The 16,980-nt window shown below is 61.0% G+C and carries 16 protein-coding genes; 6 read left to right on the plus strand and 10 right to left on the minus strand.

All coding sequences use genetic code 11. The features are described from left to right. Positions 1-1,071 carry a site-specific integrase gene (locus KTF55_RS00900; protein WP_101677768.1) on the minus strand — a complete coding sequence of 357 codons (1,071 nt, stop codon included), beginning with the start codon at positions 1,069-1,071 and terminating at the stop codon, positions 1-3. Between the two features lies 1 nt (position 1,072). After that, the gene (locus KTF55_RS00905; RefSeq protein WP_006681531.1) at positions 1,073-1,276 is read right to left on the minus strand and encodes a hypothetical protein; all 204 of its coding nucleotides are present in this window, start codon (positions 1,274-1,276) and stop codon (positions 1,073-1,075) included. A 140-nt stretch (positions 1,277-1,416) separates the two neighbouring features. On the opposite strand from KTF55_RS00905, the gene KTF55_RS00910 reads away from it, so the two are divergent. Further along, positions 1,417-1,830 (plus strand): helix-turn-helix domain-containing protein, encoded by a 414-nt coding sequence (locus KTF55_RS00910; RefSeq protein ID WP_099432716.1) that lies wholly within the window; start codon positions 1,417-1,419, stop codon positions 1,828-1,830. Positions 1,831-2,447: 617 nt separating this feature from the next. Here KTF55_RS00910 and guaA read toward each other — a convergent pair. Further along, on the minus strand, positions 2,448-4,046 hold the full coding sequence (guaA, locus tag KTF55_RS00915) for a glutamine-hydrolyzing GMP synthase (protein ID WP_161155746.1): 1,599 nt from the start codon (positions 4,044-4,046) through the stop codon (positions 2,448-2,450). Positions 4,047-4,314: 268 nt separating this feature from the next. On the opposite strand from guaA, the gene KTF55_RS00920 reads away from it, so the two are divergent. After that, positions 4,315-5,328, plus strand: a complete 1,014-nt coding sequence (locus tag KTF55_RS00920) for an asparaginase (RefSeq protein ID WP_055309953.1) — start codon at positions 4,315-4,317, stop codon at positions 5,326-5,328. Positions 5,329-5,350: 22 nt separating this feature from the next. Here KTF55_RS00920 and KTF55_RS00925 read toward each other — a convergent pair whose 3' ends face one another. Next, positions 5,351-5,569, minus strand: a complete 219-nt coding sequence (locus KTF55_RS00925; protein ID WP_217107594.1) for a helix-turn-helix domain-containing protein — start codon at positions 5,567-5,569, stop codon at positions 5,351-5,353. Between the two features lie 76 nt (positions 5,570-5,645). On the opposite strand from KTF55_RS00925, the gene KTF55_RS00930 reads away from it, so the two are divergent. Further along, complete coding sequence (locus KTF55_RS00930; protein WP_217107593.1) at positions 5,646-6,035, plus strand: hypothetical protein; 390 nt, start codon at positions 5,646-5,648, stop codon at positions 6,033-6,035. Positions 6,036-6,044: 9 nt separating this feature from the next. Here the strand turns inward: KTF55_RS00930 and KTF55_RS00935 are convergent, their stop codons facing one another. The 6 genes from KTF55_RS00935 to KTF55_RS00960 all read right to left on the minus strand — a co-directional run bounded on the left by KTF55_RS00935 (position 6,045) and on the right by KTF55_RS00960 (position 12,096). Further along, positions 6,045-6,428: a DUF1648 domain-containing protein gene (locus tag KTF55_RS00935; RefSeq protein ID WP_089572786.1), complete on the minus strand. Its 384-nt coding sequence runs from the start codon at positions 6,426-6,428 to the stop codon at positions 6,045-6,047. Positions 6,429-6,439: 11 nt separating this feature from the next. Beyond that, on the minus strand, positions 6,440-7,516 hold the full coding sequence (gene ychF / locus KTF55_RS00940) for a redox-regulated ATPase YchF (protein ID WP_217107592.1): 1,077 nt from the start codon (positions 7,514-7,516) through the stop codon (positions 6,440-6,442). A 113-nt stretch (positions 7,517-7,629) separates the two neighbouring features. Beyond that, on the minus strand, positions 7,630-8,883 hold the full coding sequence (locus tag KTF55_RS00945; protein WP_217107591.1) for a 4Fe-4S binding protein: 1,254 nt from the start codon (positions 8,881-8,883) through the stop codon (positions 7,630-7,632). Positions 8,884-9,034: 151 nt separating this feature from the next. Next, positions 9,035-9,541 (minus strand): iron-containing alcohol dehydrogenase, encoded by a 507-nt coding sequence (locus tag KTF55_RS00950; protein WP_217107590.1) that lies wholly within the window; start codon positions 9,539-9,541, stop codon positions 9,035-9,037. 146 nt (positions 9,542-9,687) lie between these two features. Then, the gene (locus KTF55_RS00955) at positions 9,688-10,788 is read right to left on the minus strand and encodes a glycerol dehydrogenase (protein ID WP_217108518.1); all 1,101 of its coding nucleotides are present in this window, start codon (positions 10,786-10,788) and stop codon (positions 9,688-9,690) included. 84 nt (positions 10,789-10,872) lie between these two features. Next, complete coding sequence (locus KTF55_RS00960; protein WP_035136916.1) at positions 10,873-12,096, minus strand: iron-containing alcohol dehydrogenase; 1,224 nt, start codon at positions 12,094-12,096, stop codon at positions 10,873-10,875. A 500-nt stretch (positions 12,097-12,596) separates the two neighbouring features. Here KTF55_RS00960 and KTF55_RS00965 point away from each other — a divergent pair, with 500 nt between their 5' ends. The 3 genes from KTF55_RS00965 to KTF55_RS09910 are packed head-to-tail and all read left to right on the plus strand — an operon-like array spanning position 12,597 to position 16,936. Next, positions 12,597-13,673, plus strand: a complete 1,077-nt coding sequence (locus KTF55_RS00965; protein ID WP_217107588.1) for a hypothetical protein — start codon at positions 12,597-12,599, stop codon at positions 13,671-13,673. Beyond that, a complete protein-coding gene (locus KTF55_RS00970; RefSeq protein ID WP_195404638.1) occupies positions 13,673-14,716 on the plus strand; it encodes a hypothetical protein in 1,044 nt (347 codons plus the stop codon). The genes KTF55_RS00965 and KTF55_RS00970 overlap by 1 nt, the downstream gene beginning before the upstream one ends. A gap of 45 nt (positions 14,717-14,761) precedes the next feature. Continuing rightward, positions 14,762-16,936: a MurT ligase domain-containing protein gene (locus KTF55_RS09910; protein WP_226790428.1), complete on the plus strand. Its 2,175-nt coding sequence runs from the start codon at positions 14,762-14,764 to the stop codon at positions 16,934-16,936. Positions 16,937-16,980 lie beyond the last annotated feature (44 nt).

Below are 16,980 nucleotides of genomic sequence, written 5' to 3' on the forward strand. Positions count from 1 at the left end.
TTACCCCCTCGCTCCATCGAGCGCGGCGGCCATCTCGTCCTGCTTCGTGGGGAACAGGTGCGCGTAGCGGTAGGTGATGTCCACCGCCTCGTGGCCCATGCGCTCGGCGATGGCCAGCGCGGAGAAGCCCATCTCGATCAGCAGGCTCACGTGGCTGTGGCGTATGTCGTGTATGCGGATGCGCTTCACGCCCGACGCCTTGCACCCGCGCTCCATCTCGTGGGCCAGGAAGTGCTTGGTCACGGCGAACAGGCGCTCGTCGGGGGCGACGTCGTCGCGCATCTCGATGAAGTCCGCCATCTCGTCGCGAAGGAAGGCGGGCATGACGATCGTGCGCACGGACTTGGGCGTCTTGGGGTCGGTCACGGTGTCCACGCCGTGGAGGCTCTGGTACGACTTGTTGATGCGCAGCCGCGAGCTATCCAGCATGAAGTCGGACGGCGTGAGCGCCAGGAGCTCGCCGCAGCGTATGCCCGTCCAGTACAGCAGCTCGAAGGCGTGGAACGACAGCGGCTTGTCCATGACCGCCTCGCTGAACCTCAGGTACTCGTCCTTGGTCCAGAACTGCATCTCGCCGCCCTTCTTCGAGCCTATCTTGTCGACCCTGCGCACCGGGTTGTCGGTGAGGCCGTAGTAGCGCTCGGCGTGGTTGAAGATGGCGTTCAGTTGGTTGTTCACCGTGCGCAGGTACGTCGGCGCCCAGGGCTTCCCGTCGGCGTCCCGGTGCTCGGTGAGCTCGTTTTGCCACCTGATGAGGTCGATCGGCCTCACGTCGCACATGCGCATGTCTCCGAAGAACGGCACGAGCTTGTCGTTGATGATGTACTCCTTGGTGATCCACGTGTGCTCGCGTACGCGCGGCTTCACCTCGGAGGCGTACACCTCGACGAACTCGGAGAACGTCATGTCCATGGCCCCGCCGTTAAGGCTCTTGAACTGGCTCTCCCACACTGCGGCCTCCACCTCGGAGGAGAAGCCGCGCTTCGTCTTGTGGCGCTTCGAGCCGCGGGCGTCGCGGTAGTAGCACTGCACGTAGAACGTGCCGTTGTTGCCATCCTTGTACACGGGCATGTCAGTCCACCTCCGGGAAGTACAGGGCGTCGAAGACGTCGCTCCGGACGCGTCCGCGGATAACCACGCGCCCGCGCGCCTCCTGCTCGGCGTTTATCTTCCTGATCACCTCGTAGGCGCTGCCTTTCTTGATCCTCAGCAGCTCCGCGACCTCGTCGGCGTCCAGCATGTGCGGCCTCGGCGTCTTCGCCACCTTCTCGTCCATGGCTCCTCCAATCAATGGCGTACGAATACGTACGGTTTACAGATTCAGAGTAAACGTACGTATCTGTACTGTCAATAGAATTGCGTACATTTACGTACGCTGATAAGATGTGCTGATACGTAATTCCAGGAGGAGGGCGCATGTCCGTAGGCAAAAACATAAGGCGGTACCGCAAGTCGCGCGGCATGACGCAGGCTCAACTCGCCGAGGCCGTCGGCCTGACCGAGGGGGCCGTGCGCCACTACGAGAGCGGCGTCCGCGCCGTCAAGCCCGAGCTGCTCGAGTCCATCTCCGCGGCGCTCGGCGTGTCCGTCAACGCCCTCAAGGACTATGGCGTCGAGACCGCGGGCGACCTCATGTCGCTGCTCGTGCGGCTCGAGGACTCGTTCGGCATCGTTCCCTCCGCCGACGGCACGGGCCTCTCCCTGAACCCCAAGGCTCCGCACGCGCCCAAAGCCGCGACGGCGATCGAGCTGTGGGCAGAGAAGCGCGCGCAGCTCGAGAACGGCGAGATCGACGCCGACGAATACGAGGACTGGAAAGCCTCGCTGTAGCGGCTCCCCGCATTTCGCAACCAGCGCAACCGAATCAGGACGCCAAGCTAGGCGGTGAGCGCCGCTCACGCCTGCGTATGTTGAGTTTTTACTCCCCATTGCATGCAAAGGCATTTTCGGCGCACCTGGGGAGTAAATGACGCGGTGGCTTACATGGCGGCACACGGCGGTACCCCGCGGCATTTCCCCTGATTACTCCCGCTTTCCTTGAGACGGTGAGATTCTTTACTCCCCATTAACGACCTGGGAAAACGCCGCACAGAGACCGTCAAAAGGCCTATTGAGTTCGATTTGAGTTTCAAAGGACCTAAAACGGCCCCTTTTCGTTCTCGGGGACAAAAATCGCGCGTCTACTCACTCGGGATAAATCCTTACTCCCATTCCTCCGAATACCGCCCCGTGCCTTGCCGTCTCGAAACACGGGGAGTAAATCGCGAAATTGCAGGTGAAAGGGAGTAAATAGCCAAAGAAAAAGCCTCCGTTCCGACGCGGGAACAGAGGCTCGATAATCGGATTTACTCACCAATGTCGCTGGCGGCTTTGCCGTGACTCTCGTACAAAACGAAACTCAGCAGCACAGTGCGGCACTCAAAAATACAGGTCAGAACCCTGTCAGACTACTCCCACTCGATGGTCGCGGGCGGCTTGGACGTGATGTCGTAGCACACGCGGTTGGCGCCGGGGACCTCGGCAACGATACGGCCGGAGATGCGGGCCAGTACGTCGTAGGGCAGCTTGGCCCAGTCGGCGGTCATGGCATCACTGGACTCGACGGCACGCAGGATGATCGGGCGCTGGTAGGTGCGCTCGTCGCCCATAACGCCGACGGACTTGATGTCGGGCAGGACCGCGAAATACTGCCAGCAGCTGTGCTCGGAGTTGCGCTCGCCGGTCTGCTCAAACAGGCGCTGGTTGTAGGCGTCGAGCTCCTCGCGCACGATAGCGTCGGCGTTCTTGAGGATCTCGAGCTTCTCCTTGTCGACCGCACCGATGATGCGGATGGCCAGACCCGGTCCCGGGAAGGGCTGGCGGAACACAATATGACCCGGCAGGCCCAGCGCTAGGCCAAGCGCGCGGACCTCGTCCTTAAAGAAGTGATCGAGCGGCTCGATGAGGTCGAAGTGCACGCCCTCGGGGAACGGGATCAGGTTGTGGTGGCTCTTGATGGTGGCCGTCTTGCCGCCCGTCTTGCGAGCGCCGGACTCGATGATGTCGGGATAGATGGTGCCCTGAGCCAGGTACTTGACCGGCTTGCCATCGGTCTCGAGCTGCTGAGCAACCGCGAAGAACTCTTTCCAGAACTGCGTGCCGATGATGCGGCGCTTCTCCTCGGGCTCGGTCACGCCGGCCAGAAGCTCGGCATAACGGTCCTCGGCGTGGACGTGGATAAAGTCGACGTCAAACTGTTTGGTGAAGACCTCCTCCACCTGCTCGGGCTCGCCCTTGCGCAGCAGACCGTGGTTGATGAACACGCAGGTCATCTGCTTGCCCACGGCGCGGGCGCCCAGCGCAGCCACGACGGAGGAGTCGACGCCACCGGACAGGGCCAGAATCACGCGGTCGTCGCCGACCTTCTCGCGAAACTCGGCCGTCATGGTCTCGACCAGGTTGTCCATGCTCCAGTTGGGCTCCAGGCCGCAGATCTCAAACAGGAAGTTGCTCAGCAGCTGCTGACCGTACTCGGAGTGCTTGACCTCGGGGTGGAACTGCGTGGTGAAGATTTTGCGCTCGACGCACTCCATGGCGGCAACCGGGCACACGTCGGTGCTGGCGGTAATGGTAAAGCCCTCGGGCACCTCGGACACGGCGTCGCGGTGGCTCATCCACACGGTCTGCTCCATAGGCGTGGAGTTAAAGAGCTTGGCGCCAGCCGTGCGCGTGATGGTGGCGCGGCCGTACTCGCCCACCTCGGAGTGGCCGACCTTGCCGCCGAGCGTCACGGCCGTGATCTGATGGCCGTAGCAAAAGCCCAGGACGGGAAGGCCAAGGTCAAAGATGGCGGGATCGATGGACGGAGCGTCCTCGGCGTACACGGAGGCCGGGCCGCCGGAAAGGATGAGCGCAGAGGCGTTCATCTCGCGAATCTCATCGGCCGAGATGTCGCAGGGAACGATCTCGGAATACACGTTGAGGTCGCGGACGCGACGGGCAATGAGCTGACCGTACTGCGCACCAAAGTCGAGTACGAGGACCTTTGCGGAAGCCTTTTGATCCATGGTTTCCCCCTCTTGTTGGCGGGGAGCCGGTGCCCACCCGCGTGAATGAACGAAAATAACTTCCATAGTGTACACGTTATATGGGGTTTCTCGTCCCTCGCAGCCATCAGCGCACGGCAAACGCACGACCAGGGCCCCTATTTGACGGCAATTGAAGTATTACCAAACGTTACAGATGATGTAATACGTTTGAACATTCGACGCCCTGTGCCACAATACTGCCGAACGACTCCGCCTCTGGGGCGGCAAATACGATAGGAATACCAGCATGAAGCGCATCCTTCTCATCGCCACGGGCGGCACCATCGCATCGACCGAGGACGGCAACGGCCTCTCCCCCGCCCTGACCGGTGAGGAGCTCGCCCAGAGCGTCCCCGAGATCTCGGGCCTCTGCGAGCTCGACGTCGTGCAGCCCATGAACATCGACAGCACCAATATGCGTCCGAGCGACTGGATGCGTATCCGCGACGTCATCGTCGAGGGTTATGCCGACCACGACGGCTTCGTGATTCTGCACGGCACCGACACCATGAGCTACACCGCGGCAGCGCTTTCCTATCTGATTCAGGACAGCCCCAAGCCCATCGTACTCACCGGCTCGCAAAAGCCCATGGGCAATCCCTTTACCGACGCCAAGCTCAACCTGTACCAGAGCCTGCTCTATGCGCTCGACGAGCATTCGCACGACGTCTCGATTGTCTTTGGCGGCGTAGCCATTGCCGGCACGCGCGCCCGCAAGCAGCGCACCATGAGCTTTAACGCGTTCATTAGCGTCAACTATCCGCCCATCGCCTATATCCGCAATGACCGCATCGTACGCAACGGGCTTCACGGCACGCATCAAGGCGAAAACCCGGTGCGTTTCTACGACAGCATCGACCCGCGCGTATTTGTACTCAAGCTTACGCCTGGCGTAAACCCGGGCATCCTGGACGCCCTTGCCGATAGCTACGACGCCGTGATTCTGGAGACCTTTGGCATTGGCGGTATCCCCGAGTTTGGTGAGTCCGGCGAGTCGTTCCAGGAGGCAATTTTCCGCTGGGTCGATTCGGGCCGCACCGTCGTTATGACCACACAGGTCCCCGAAGAGGGCCTTGACCTGGGTGTTTATGAGGTCGGCCGTGCCTACGCCGATCATCCGGGCATTTTGCGCGGCGACGACATGACCACCGAGACGCTCGTGGCCAAAACCATGTGGGCGCTCGGCCAATCACGTGATGCGGCCGAGATTCAGCGCCTGTTCTACAGTCAAGTCAACCACGACCGCATCCCGATGGCGTAATTCAGTTGTCGACGGGTATCCCCTATTCGATATCCTCGAGAAGCTCTGACACCGTCATGCCGAGTGCGGGCGCGATCTTAAATAGAACCTTGAGCGTGAAATTTGCCGTCCCATCTTCGATTCGGTCGAGGTAGGGTCGGCTGATTCCTGTCGCCACACAAAAATCAACCTTGGAGATACCAAGGTCCTTGCGCGTCTGCTCGACTCGCTTGCCAAGAATCTGTTTCGCACGTTCGTCCATGCAGCCGAGTTTGAAATGGAGCTGAACAAAAACGTAAACTATAGTTTACGTTTTGCCGAATACACAGGAGTTTTCTATGTCGGGTTCTTCGGTCCGCATGCACCGAACTACGCTTCGCACAAACAGCGCACCGCCCAAGCTCGTCGTCGTTGAAGCTGAATGCCTTTCGCCCGATGAGCGCACAGCATTTGCATTGCTATCAAGTCGCGTCGCCGCCGTTCTGGTCCCTTGCCCGGCGCAAGGTGAACTTGCCATCCAATGCCAAGCGCACAGCTGCTCGCTCAATCAGGCTGCCGTAATCGCAACCAGCCAACGCGGTCTGCCCCTTCTCCTGGAAGCCGGTACCGCACTCGCCCTTCGCGGCGCCGGATACGAAAACGAGGCCGCCGCCGACATGGTCTTTAAACCACGATCGAGCGGCGGCCTCGCAGCAGCCATCGAATATGCTTGCAGGCTCGTTGCCTAAAAGGACAAGCTAGAAACCAAAGCCAAAGCCCGTTCCGGTAATCGCCGAGTACATAAAGTAAACGTTGATCACGTTGAGGAACACACCCGTGATGCAACCGTTGCGCAGGTAGCGTTCGCACACGATGCGCGCCATGGCGGCGGAGTCATCATTGTTTTTAGCTTGACGTCCCGCCGTAAAGTATGTCGCCACGCTCAGCAGCAGGTTGAGCACCGGCAGCGCCAGCAACTCGTAGCTCTTGCCCCAGCGCGTCACCTCGCCGGCGGCGTTAAACTTCGTTGCCACCTCGGGACCAATGTTGGGGATAACGCACGCTGCGACCACCAGCGGAATCACCGCAAGTACGAGCAGCGCAATACCCATGTAGCCAGCTTTTTTGCCGTATTTAAACATATGCGTCGCCCTTACACGTTAAAGCGGAAGTGCACGACGTCGCCATCGGCCATGACATAGTCCTTGCCCTCAATACGCAGTTTGCCGGCGGCCTTGGCGCCCTGCTCACCGCCGAGCTCGATGTAGTCATCATAGCCAATAACCTCGGCCTTAATAAAGCCGCGCTCAAAATCGGTGTGGATGACGCCGGCGGCCTGCGGGGCGGTCGCGCCCTGACGAACCGTCCAGGCCTTGACCTCCATCTCGCCGGCCGTAAAGAACGACTGCAGACCGAGCAGCTTATAGGCCGCCTGCGCGAGCACGTCCAGACCGGGCTGCTCCAGGCCCAAGCTCTCCAGGTAGTCGGCGGCGTCCTCGGGATCGAGCTCGGAAAGCTCGGCCTCAATCTTGGCGCAGATGGGCAACGGCTTGACGCCATCGATGGGCGCCAGGTCCTCGTTGAGCATATCCTCGTCCACGTTGGCCACGTACAGAATGGGCTTCATAGTGAGCAGGAACAGGCCCTTGGCGGCGGCACGCTCCTCGTCGGTCATCTCCATGGACGCGGCTCGCTTGCCCTCGTTGAGCCAAGCGAGCAGGCGCTTGGCCACCTCGAACTTGGGCATGAGCTCTTTGTCGCGCTTGGCCTCCTTCTCGAGCTTGGGCAGCTGCTTCTCGAGCGTGCCCATGTCGGCCAGGATGAGCTCGGTCATGATGGTGTCGGCATCGCCGGCGGGATCGACAAACTCGCCCGTGCGGCCCACCTCACGCATGACGTTGGGGTCCTTAAAGTAGCGCACGACCTCGCAGATGGCGTCGGTCTCGCGGATGTTTGCCAAGAACTGGTTGCCCAGGCCCTCGCCTTCGTTGGCACCCTTCACCAGGCCAGCGATGTCGACGAACTCGACCGTCGCCGGCACAATGCGGCCGGGGTTAACGATGTCGGCGAGCTTTTGCAGGCGCCTATCGGGCACATCGACGATACCCACGTTGGGGTCGATCGTGGCAAACGGGTAGTTGGCGGCAAGGCCGGTCTTTTTGGTAAGCGCGGTGAACAGCGTCGACTTGCCCACGTTGGGCAGGCCCACGATACCGATGGAAAGGGACACGACAGCTCCTTTTGGTACAGTACTTCAAACAGTATAAGTATAGCGCCGCCGCAGCATCCGGGCGAATCCGGACACCACGGCGGCGCAAATGAAGCAGAGATAGAGCTCGCTGACTAGTCCGCGAGCTTCTCCACCTGATCGAGCATCTTGTCAAGCTTGGCCTTTGCCTCGGCCTTGGCCTTCTGGGCCTCTTCGTGGGCCTTGGCCTTCTGAGCGGCCTTTTCCTCGGCCTCGGGGTCGACAACGACCAGATTGGACGCATCGTGCTCGACCAGCTTGAGCGCATGCTCGGGGCACACCTTGACGCAGGCTCCGCAACCTAGGCAATACGTGGACTCCAATGCAAAGCGACCGCTTCCCACCAAATCGCAGGCAAACGTGGGGCACACGTTGACGCACTCGCCGCACGACGTGCACTTGTCAAAATCGCATTCCGGTGTGCTCACCTGCATATTCTGGGCAAGCTCGGGGTGGTTCTGCAGCGTCGAGAGCACCAGCTGCCGCCCGTGCGTGAGCGAACGGCGACGCTTGGTCGTCGTGGTGCCGCACATGGTGTTGAGCGTGCGCTCGAGCTGCGTGATCTGGTGACGGTGAGCCTTCAACTTCTGCGTCACCGAGGCCAGCGCCGCCGTCGCCGGATTGAGCTTGGTCACCGTTAGGCCCGTGGTGCGGGCAATCTTTTCCATGTACTCCTTGCGCTCGTACTCGCGGCGCTTATGGCACTTGAGGCTCTTGGGGTCGACCTCTAGGCCCATACCCGTGCCAGACCACTCTTCGGCCTTCGCAATCGCCTCGCCAAGAATGTCCTCACCGCCGGTGTTGCGGCATTTATCGCACACGCCCAACGGCAGGTACACACTCACGTTGGGATAGTCGGCCAGTACCGAGAACCAGGTCTCCACCGTAATATCGCCCACGCAGGCAACGACGACTTCGTTTTCGCGCGGCATGCGCTTAAGGGCACGCGTGCAGGTAACGTAGGCGGTCTCGTGGCTCGTAGCCGCCGAGACAATGTCGTCGTAGACGTTTTTGGGTGCAAGGCGCGGAGAGATGATCGCCTCCGTCGGGCAAGTAGCGGCGCACAGGCCGCACTTGCGACAGGAGTCGAGGATCTCGATGGAGTCTTCCTCGACCTCGATAGCGTTGACCGGGCACACGTCCATGCACGCGGTGCAGCCGCTCTTTTCGTTTTTGCAGGTCAAGCACGGAATGGTGTTGCCGCGCGGGCGCTCCTTGTAGTCGGCAGGATTCCACTGCGGCGCCGATGGATCGAGTGCATCGGTCACGCCGCCAAGCGGGTTTTTAAGAAAGTCGAAACCCTTGCTGATCTCGATAATGTCATCAAACAGATCGTGTTCCTGCGCCATGCGCGGCCCCTCCCTGAGCAGTGCAAACAAGCAAGAGATAATGATACGCTATCGGCCCACGCCTCGGGCAAATTACACGCGGAGCATCTTTGCGGCAAATAGCCCATGGCCTATCGCCGCCTCGATTGCACAAGGTCAATCAAGTGCCAAGCTATGCCTCGCACATGAGCTGCACGAGTTTTTGTTTGGTCACCTTGGCCTGCTCGTTGGCCATATTGCGCTCGTTTCTAAAGACCGCATTTGCAACACCCTGCAGATCGGCATCGGAAATCTCGCTGCACGGACCATCCATTGAGGCCGCCGTGGGGCATACACACAACGGCAGCTCAGCATAAAACGCTACTGCCTTTGCGATATCGAGCATCTTGCCGCCGCCAATGCCCACCACCATGTCGCAATACTCGGCCCGGGCTTCCTTGGCCATTTCGACAACGGCATCTTCCGTACACGGACCGTTGTAAATCTTAAAGAACGGCTCGCTTAGATCTTCATCCAGAAATCCATCGACGATCTGCCTGCACAGCCGATCCTCGGTGCCCTGGTCAAACAAGACATAGGCAGCGCAGCCCAACCATGACAAATACCTGCCCTGACGCGAAAGTTCGCCCGGCCCCTGAACATACCGGCCAGGACCGCCGTAAACCATAGGAAGCGCCATACGAGAATCCGCCCTTCATCAAACAACGATTGGTGCAAAGTAACCTGACCCCCCTGCACCAACTTCTGCATTGGAGACAGGTTACTTTGCACCATAGCAAAAAGGGGCAAAGCCATCTGCTTGCTTTGCCCCTTCCTTAGCTTGATTTACTCATCCATGAGATAGTAGTGGCCCAGCGCGTCGGCACCCAGAATGGCGTTTGCGACCATCTCGGGCGTCACCTCAAACGGCATGTTGCACATAGTGTCCTCGGGCGCGCACGCGGCCTCGGCAACAATCATAGCCTTCTCACGCGTAACCTCGGCAACGCCAAGTTCCTTCATCGTGACCGGCAGGCCCAGCTCAATGCAGAAGCCCAAGACTTCCTCGAGCTTCTCGGTCGGAGCGTCCTCGAGTACCAGCTGGACGATGGTGCCGAAGGCGACCTTCTCGCCGTGATACATGCCATGGCACTCGGGCAGCATCGTCAAACCGTTGTGGATGGCATGAGCAGCAGCAAGGCCTGAGCTCTCAAAGCCAATGCCGGAAAGCAGCGTGTTGGCCTCAATGATGTGCTCAACGGCAGGCGTGAGCGCACCCTTCTCCAACGCAACCTTGGCCTTAACGCCATCGGCCACGAGCGTCTCATAGCAGAGCTTGGCGAGCGCCAGGCCAGCCATACCGCCCTTGCCGCCAGCGCAGGTGCCGCCGTCGGCATCATGCGTCGCCTGGGCCTCAAAGTAGGTTGCGAGCGCATCGCCCATACCGGAAACCGTCAGGCGCACCGGGCTCGCCGCGATAACCGTCGTATCCATCAGGACGATATTGGGGTTTGCCTTAAGGAAGAGATATTTATCGAACTGGCCGTCGTCGGTGTAAAGCACCGAAAGTGCCGAGCACGGTGCATCGGTCGAGGCGATGGTGGGGCAAATGATAACCGGGGACTCCAGGTAATAGGCGACGGCTTTCGCGGTGTCGAGGATCTTGCCGCCACCGACGCCGACGATGATGTCGCAACCGTTGTCGCGGGCGAGCGCAACCAGGCGATCGACCTCGCCCTTGGAGCACTCGCCGTTAAAGTCCTCAAACAGCAGCTCGGCCTTAGCCTCGGCAAAGCCGCCTTCGATCTTGGCACCGACGCGCTTCTTGCCCGAAGGCGTCACGATAACGAGAGCCTTGGCGCCGAGCGGCTCGACATAGGAGCCGAGCTTGGCGAGCTCGTCCGGACCCTGGATGTACTTGCTGGGGCTATTGAAAATTGCAGCCATTTTTATCCCATTCTCTAATAATTAAAAAGAAAGGGGCTCCGTACAGATACGTGCGGAGCCCCTCGTTACGATAACAAGAGTCGATTAGAAATCGATGTCGGTGTCGTAGTAGCAGGCCTTGAGGATCTTCTCGAAGTCGGCAGCCTTGGTCTCACGCGGGTTCTCGGGCGTGCAGGCGTCCTGCTCGGCGTTCGCGGCGATCTCGGGCAGCTTGGCGAGGAACTCCTCCTCGGAAACCATCTGCGGGTTCTCGGCGTCGACCTTCACGCCACCATTCGCGTAATCCTTGATGGACTGCGGAATGTTGAGCTGGTCGTTGAGGTCGCGGATCTTCTGGACGAGCGCAGCGATGAGCTCCTCGTTGGTCTCGCCGGGAAGGTGCAGGATCTCCTTGGCCACGTAAGCGTAACGCTCGGCAGCACGGGGATCCTTGGAGTTCCACTGGATGACCTTGCCCAGGTACATGGCGTTAGCGGCACCGTGGATGATGTGGCCGTTCTCGAAGGCAGCACCGGTCTTGTGAGCCATGGAGTGAACGATGCCGAGCAGGCCCGAGGAGAAGGCGATACCGGCGATGCACTGAGCCTCGTGCATGTGCTGACGGGCCTCATGGTCGCCAGCATAGGACTTGGGCAGCCACTCGACGATCTCGCGGATGCCGTGCAGGGCGTTGGCGTCGGTGAACATAGAGGCGCAGGTGGAAACGTAGGCCTCCATGCAGTGGGTCAGAGCATCCATGCCGGTGTGAGCGCACAGCTTGGCGGGCATGGTGTAGGTGAGCTCGGGGTCGACGATGGCGACATCAGGGGTGATGTTGAAGTCGGCCAGCGGGTACTTGATGCCCTTGGCGTAGTCGGTAATGACGGAGAACGCGGTGACCTCGGTAGCGGTGCCGGAGGTAGAGGAGATGGCGCAGAAATGAGCCTTCTGACGCAGCTCAGGGAAGCTGAACGGCTGGATGATGTTATCGAAGGACTCCTCGGGATACTCGTAGAAGACCCACATGGCCTTAGCGGCATCGATGGGCGAGCCGCCGCCGATGGCGATAATCCAGTCGGGCTCGAACTCGCGCATGGCCTCGGCGCCCTTCATGACCGTCTCGATGGACGGGTCGGACTCGACGCCCTCGAACAGCTTGACCTCGAAGCCGCCCTCTTTGAGGTCGGCCTCAACGTCCTGCAGGAACCCGCCGCGGCGCATAGAGCTGCCGCCAGAAACGATGATGGCCTTCTTGCCCTTGAGGTTCTTCACCTCGTGGCGAGCGCCCTCACCAAAGTACAGATCGCGAGGATTGGTAAAACGTCCCATACTGTGCCTCCTAAACAAGCCCCTCTTAGACTTGCGTATATAACGGAGCACCCAATTGGCTCCGTTAGGACCGGTTTGCGCGTTGCCGGCGATGACAATGCGCGATGTCTAAACGTCTCAACGCTCAGACAAACACTATTTTACCGTTCTGGTTGGTCAGTTATTCACCTAAAGCCAACAATGATGAAACGTTTTTTCTATCCCTGAAGACCCTTGTGCGGCATCCATACTCCCAAGCTGGGCAAACGTTTTATCAAGGTTGACCACATATCCCGGGCAGGACTGTGCCCCTCCAAAATGCGCCCCGTTCGCCGCCAAAAATCGACCGTTTGCGGCACAGTGATACCACTCAGTCGTCCAAGGTGCCGACATTTGTGCGACATCCGTCTTCGTGGTGCAAAGGTGCATGTCCAAGTGCGGCACCCCCGGTGTGCCACATGCGGGTAAACTAGAACCTTATATAGAGATATTTGAACCCTAACCGCAGCAAAGGAGGCCCCATGGCATTCGATCCCATTCAAGAGGATTGCCATCGCCTCGTTCTTGAGGCCTTGCGCCGCGACAATATCCCGCTCACCGACGCTGCCGCCGTAGAGCGTCTGATGGAACAATTCACCCGCAACCCCGCACCGCTCATCGTGCACGACCGCGACCGCGCCGGGCACCTCATTGCCAAGGTGGTCGAGGCTGTCGACTACCGCATTCCCTTTATCCCCGACGATGCCCAGGCCGAGCAGGAAGAGGCCGCTGCCGAGAACATGCTTCGCGAGGCCGCCGCACTCGATCCGGCCAACTGGGACGCCCAGCGCATGCTGACGGCACTCACCGCCGAATCCAACGAGGAATACGTACAGTACCTGGTGTCCAAGTGCGATGAGGTCGAGCACGACCTGGCGCTCAAGATCGCCTCGGCGCAAGACCCCTACGAGCGTGAGGCCGCAGGCGACCTGACCCGCCGTCCCTACCTGCGCTGGCTTGCCGCCCTTGCGTCGCGCGCCCTCATTAGCGGCCGCTACCGCATGTCGCTCGAAGCCGCAAACCGCAGCTTGGACTTTGCGCCCAACGACCCCGCTGGTGTCCGCCACACCGCGATGCTCGCCATGGCAAAGCTCGAATACCCCGCCGAGGAGCTCAAGCGCTTTCGCTCCGCACACTCCGTGCCGTACCTCGCGAATACCCCGCTGCGCCGCCGTCCCAAGGATGCAGAGCGCGACTTGGACCCGTGGACGCTCATCGCACTGATGAGCGCAGCCTGGCGCGAGCTGGACTACGAGGGCGCCGAGCACTACCTGCGTATCCTTGCACGCTCGTGTCCGCACGCGGCCGAGGCGCTCTACTTCCAAACCGAGTTTCCCGATGGCGTCTATGCCCGCGTCAACGTGGGTGCGGGCTCCACCGACGAGCTTGTCCTTGCGCTATCCGAGGCGACGCCGGTACTGCAGGAGGGCCTGGGCGCCCCCGACAACGCCAGCTTTGCCGCCTGGGTCGCCACCAACGATATCGTGCGTTCCCAAATCGATGAGCGCATACTGCGGGCGGCCGAGCAGGGTTTGCCGTTTAAGGGAGGAGACCTCTAATGGATCCGAGCGTCTACATCCCCGCCTACCTGGAGCGCGCCTACGTTGCGTCGCACCCCGAGCTCACCGATGCAGCACGCGAGCTTGTCCATAACGACATTAGCGCGAATCCCCAAAAGTACGCGCAGTCCGAGCATGCCCAGGCGCTGCTGTCCTATGCCGGTGTTCATCGCCACCTGCTCGACGAGCTCCATCGCATCGAGGACATGGGCAGCGACGAGGAATTCGAGCAGACGCGCAATCGTCTGTTCGACGACATGCGCGATGAGCTGCTCAAGATTGTCCGCGTCGATGCGTATGTCCTCGATGCCCAGCTGCTCGCCATCATCCTGGCTGACACGCCCGTTGACGCCTGCCTGGGCGACCTGATGAAGCTCGAGGCGACCACAACCGATTACCTGCAGCAAAGCGTGCCCGGGTTCGACATGGAAGCCCCGCACTACTGGGCCAATAAGGTTTTGACGGACGGTGTGACGGCGGCAGAGCTCACCGTGAGCGAGCCGGCTCTTATCGGGTGGCTTCACACACTCGAGGCCATCTCGCAGCTGTGCATGGCGAGCGCTCGCTACCGTGCTGCCGCCAACTACGCCCGCCGTGTTCTTAAGGCGGAAGGCTACCCCACCCGAGCCGCAGGCACCGTGTTGCTCGCCCTCGCTCGCCTGGAAGACCAGGACGGCTTTTTTGCCCTGGCCCACCAGCTCGAGGAAGAGATCGGGGCTGACGCGCTCGAGAACTCTCCTTGGTATCTGCTCGCCCGCACGATTCTGCTGTTCAAAACAAACAAGATGCGCCCGGCGACACGCGCGCTGCGTGAGTTTGCCAACCGTTGCGAGGGCGGTGCGTTCTTCTTACTGAACCCCATGTACCAGACACCGTACCTTCCCTGCCGGCCCGAGCCACACGATCCCTGGGATCTTTCGCACCAGGCCGTTTGGGAAGCGGACGGTATTATCTCGGACACTCCCGACTTTGCCCCCTGGGCCAATGCCTGCGAAGACGTGTCGCAGCTTGCCCAGGAATTTGCGCGCCGCTACGGTTTTTAGTGACGCACTCGACCCGACCATGTCGTTTACGTTAGGAACGGTTTCATGAACCTCCGCTCATCTCTTGCCTGCACCTCGAGCGATATCGCTCGCTGGGGGCTGCGCTCCGTCCTTAAGCGCCAGGGTGGCGTGCTCCCCGGCCGCATCGCCATGAAGATCGACCCCGAGTTGCTGAGCGACCTCGCTGCCCTTGTCGACCGCAGCGTGGTGATCACCGGCACCAACGGCAAGACCACCACCTCCAACCTCATCGCCGACGCCGTTGCCGCCAGCGGCGCCACCGTGGTATGCAACCGCGCCGGCAACAACATGGAGCCGGGCGTGGTGGGCGCACTGCTCGAGGCGCGCAGCGGCCTCAAGCGAGCCGGTGGCAAGCGCGTGGGCGTTTTTGAGTGCGATGAGCTTTACACCGTACGCGTTCTGCCCAAGCTCAAGCCGACGTACTTCGTGCTGCTCAACCTGTTCCGCGACCAGCTAGATCGCTATGGCGAGATCGATCACACCCAGGAGGTCATCGCCCATGCGTTGGAGCTTTCGCCGGCAACAACGCTCATCTACAACGCAGACGACCCGTTGTGTGCCTCGATTGCCGCGCGCGTTCCCAACGCGAGTATTGCCTTTGGCATCGACGGCGCCACCAACACCGAGTCCGACCGCATTAGCGACTCACGTTTTTGCTCACAGTGCAACGCGCCGCTGGAGTATGACTACGTGCAATACGGCCAGCTCGGCGCCTACCATTGCCCCTCGTGCGGCTGGGCCCGCCCTGCGCTTGTCCGTCGCGTGACGGACGTGAAGCTCGGCTGCGACGGCTACGGCTTCGACCTGGTCTTTGGATCTGCGCCCGACGCGGCTGCCGTACACATCGCCACACGCTACAACGGCCTGTACATGGTCTATAACGTTGCCGCCGCCTTCTTTGCCGCACGCGAGTTGGGCGTGGACACGGCGTTTCTACAGCCTACGCTCGATGCCTACGTCCCCGCCGGCGGACGTATGGGCCGCTGGGAGATCGCCGGCCGTATCGTCGAGGCAAACCTGGCCAAAAATCCCGTGGGCTTCGATCGCCAGATCCAGTCCATTAAAACGGCAGGCGGCAGGCTCTGCGCCTTCTTCCTGAACGACAACGACGCCGACGGCCACGATGTCTCGTGGATCTACGACGTCGACTTCGAGCGCATCGCCGACACACCGGGTCTTGTCGCCTTTGCCGGAGGCACGCGTGCGCACGACATGCAGGTACGCCTCAAGTACGCCGGCATCGATGCCGCGATTATCTCGGACGTCGCGCAGGCAATTGGCGCCGTTGCGGATGAAGCCGCAGGCGACACTTTCTATGCCGTCGCCAACTACACGGCCTTCCCGCCGCTGGTCAAAGAACTCGATGGGCTGAAGGGTGCCGATGCAGCCACGGTTGCTGCCCGCGCTGCAACGTGTGCCGATGGCAGTGCCGTCCCCGTCGGCATCGCGCCAGTCGAGCTTTCGCGCCCGCTGCGCATCGTCTACCTGTACCCCGATGCCCTCAACCTCTACGGCGACGGCGGCAACGTTATCGCCCTCGAGCGTCGCTGCGCCTGGCGCGGCATCCCCGTTCGCGTGGACGAGGTCCGTATGGGCGAGTCACTCGATCTCACCGATGCCGATATCGTCATGATGGGTGGCGGCTCCGACCGCGACCAGCTAGCCGTGGCACACGAGCTGCTCGCTCAAAAAGACAAGGTCGCATCCTATGTTGAGGATGGCGGTTCGCTGCTCGCCATCTGCGGCAGCTATCAGCTGCTCGGCCGTTCGTACTATATGGGTGAGAATCGCATTGAGGGTCTGGGGGTCATTGCCGCCGAAACCGTACGCGGCTCCGACCGCCTGATCGGCAACGTAGCCGTCAAAACCGACCTGGCACCCGAGCCCTTTGTGGGATTCGAGAACCATGGCGGCCGCACGCTTTTGGACGCCGATGCCACGCCGCTCGGAACGTCCGTCGTCACGGGCACCGGCAACAACGGCGACGACGGCTTTGAGGGTCTGATCTACAAGGGCGTCATCGGCACGTACCTACACGGACCGGCACTGCCCAAAAACCCCGAACTCGCCGACTGGCTGATCGCGCATGCCCTCGAGCGCCGCGGCGATGCGCAGGCCACAGCCCTGCTGCCGCTCAAACCCCTCGACGACACCTACGAGCACGCCGCCCACGACGCCGCGATGAAGCTCCTCCCCTAACGCCTCGCCACCACAAAGGGGACAGGCACCTTTGTGGTGGTTTT

The sequence above is a fragment of the Collinsella sp. MSK.8.10 genome (assembly GCF_019041915.1).
In the GTDB taxonomy this organism is placed as follows: domain Bacteria; phylum Actinomycetota; class Coriobacteriia; order Coriobacteriales; family Coriobacteriaceae; genus Collinsella.

Excerpts from the sequence above, each read along its gene's own strand:
- KTF55_RS00900 (WP_101677768.1), bottom strand. The coding sequence starts at position 1,071 with ATGCCCGTGTACAAGGATGGCAACAACGGCACGTTCTACGTGCAGTGC.
- KTF55_RS00905 (WP_006681531.1), bottom strand. The coding sequence starts at position 1,276 with ATGGACGAGAAGGTGGCGAAGACGCCGAGGCCGCACATGCTGGACGCC.
- KTF55_RS00910 (WP_099432716.1), top strand. The coding sequence starts at position 1,417 with ATGTCCGTAGGCAAAAACATAAGGCGGTACCGCAAGTCGCGCGGCATG.
- guaA (WP_161155746.1), bottom strand. The coding sequence starts at position 4,046 with ATGGATCAAAAGGCTTCCGCAAAGGTCCTCGTACTCGACTTTGGTGCG.
- KTF55_RS00920 (WP_055309953.1), top strand. The coding sequence starts at position 4,315 with ATGAAGCGCATCCTTCTCATCGCCACGGGCGGCACCATCGCATCGACC.
- KTF55_RS00925 (WP_217107594.1), bottom strand. The coding sequence starts at position 5,569 with ATGGACGAACGTGCGAAACAGATTCTTGGCAAGCGAGTCGAGCAGACG.
- KTF55_RS00930 (WP_217107593.1), top strand. The coding sequence starts at position 5,646 with ATGTCGGGTTCTTCGGTCCGCATGCACCGAACTACGCTTCGCACAAAC.
- KTF55_RS00935 (WP_089572786.1), bottom strand. The coding sequence starts at position 6,428 with ATGTTTAAATACGGCAAAAAAGCTGGCTACATGGGTATTGCGCTGCTC.
- KTF55_RS00945 (WP_217107591.1), bottom strand. The coding sequence starts at position 8,883 with ATGGCGCAGGAACACGATCTGTTTGATGACATTATCGAGATCAGCAAG.
- KTF55_RS00950 (WP_217107590.1), bottom strand. The coding sequence starts at position 9,541 with ATGGCGCTTCCTATGGTTTACGGCGGTCCTGGCCGGTATGTTCAGGGG.
- KTF55_RS00955 (WP_217108518.1), bottom strand. The coding sequence starts at position 10,788 with ATGGCTGCAATTTTCAATAGCCCCAGCAAGTACATCCAGGGTCCGGAC.
- KTF55_RS00960 (WP_035136916.1), bottom strand. The coding sequence starts at position 12,096 with ATGGGACGTTTTACCAATCCTCGCGATCTGTACTTTGGTGAGGGCGCT.
- KTF55_RS00965 (WP_217107588.1), top strand. The coding sequence starts at position 12,597 with ATGGCATTCGATCCCATTCAAGAGGATTGCCATCGCCTCGTTCTTGAG.
- KTF55_RS00970 (WP_195404638.1), top strand. The coding sequence starts at position 13,673 with ATGGATCCGAGCGTCTACATCCCCGCCTACCTGGAGCGCGCCTACGTT.
- KTF55_RS09910 (WP_226790428.1), top strand. The coding sequence starts at position 14,762 with ATGAACCTCCGCTCATCTCTTGCCTGCACCTCGAGCGATATCGCTCGC.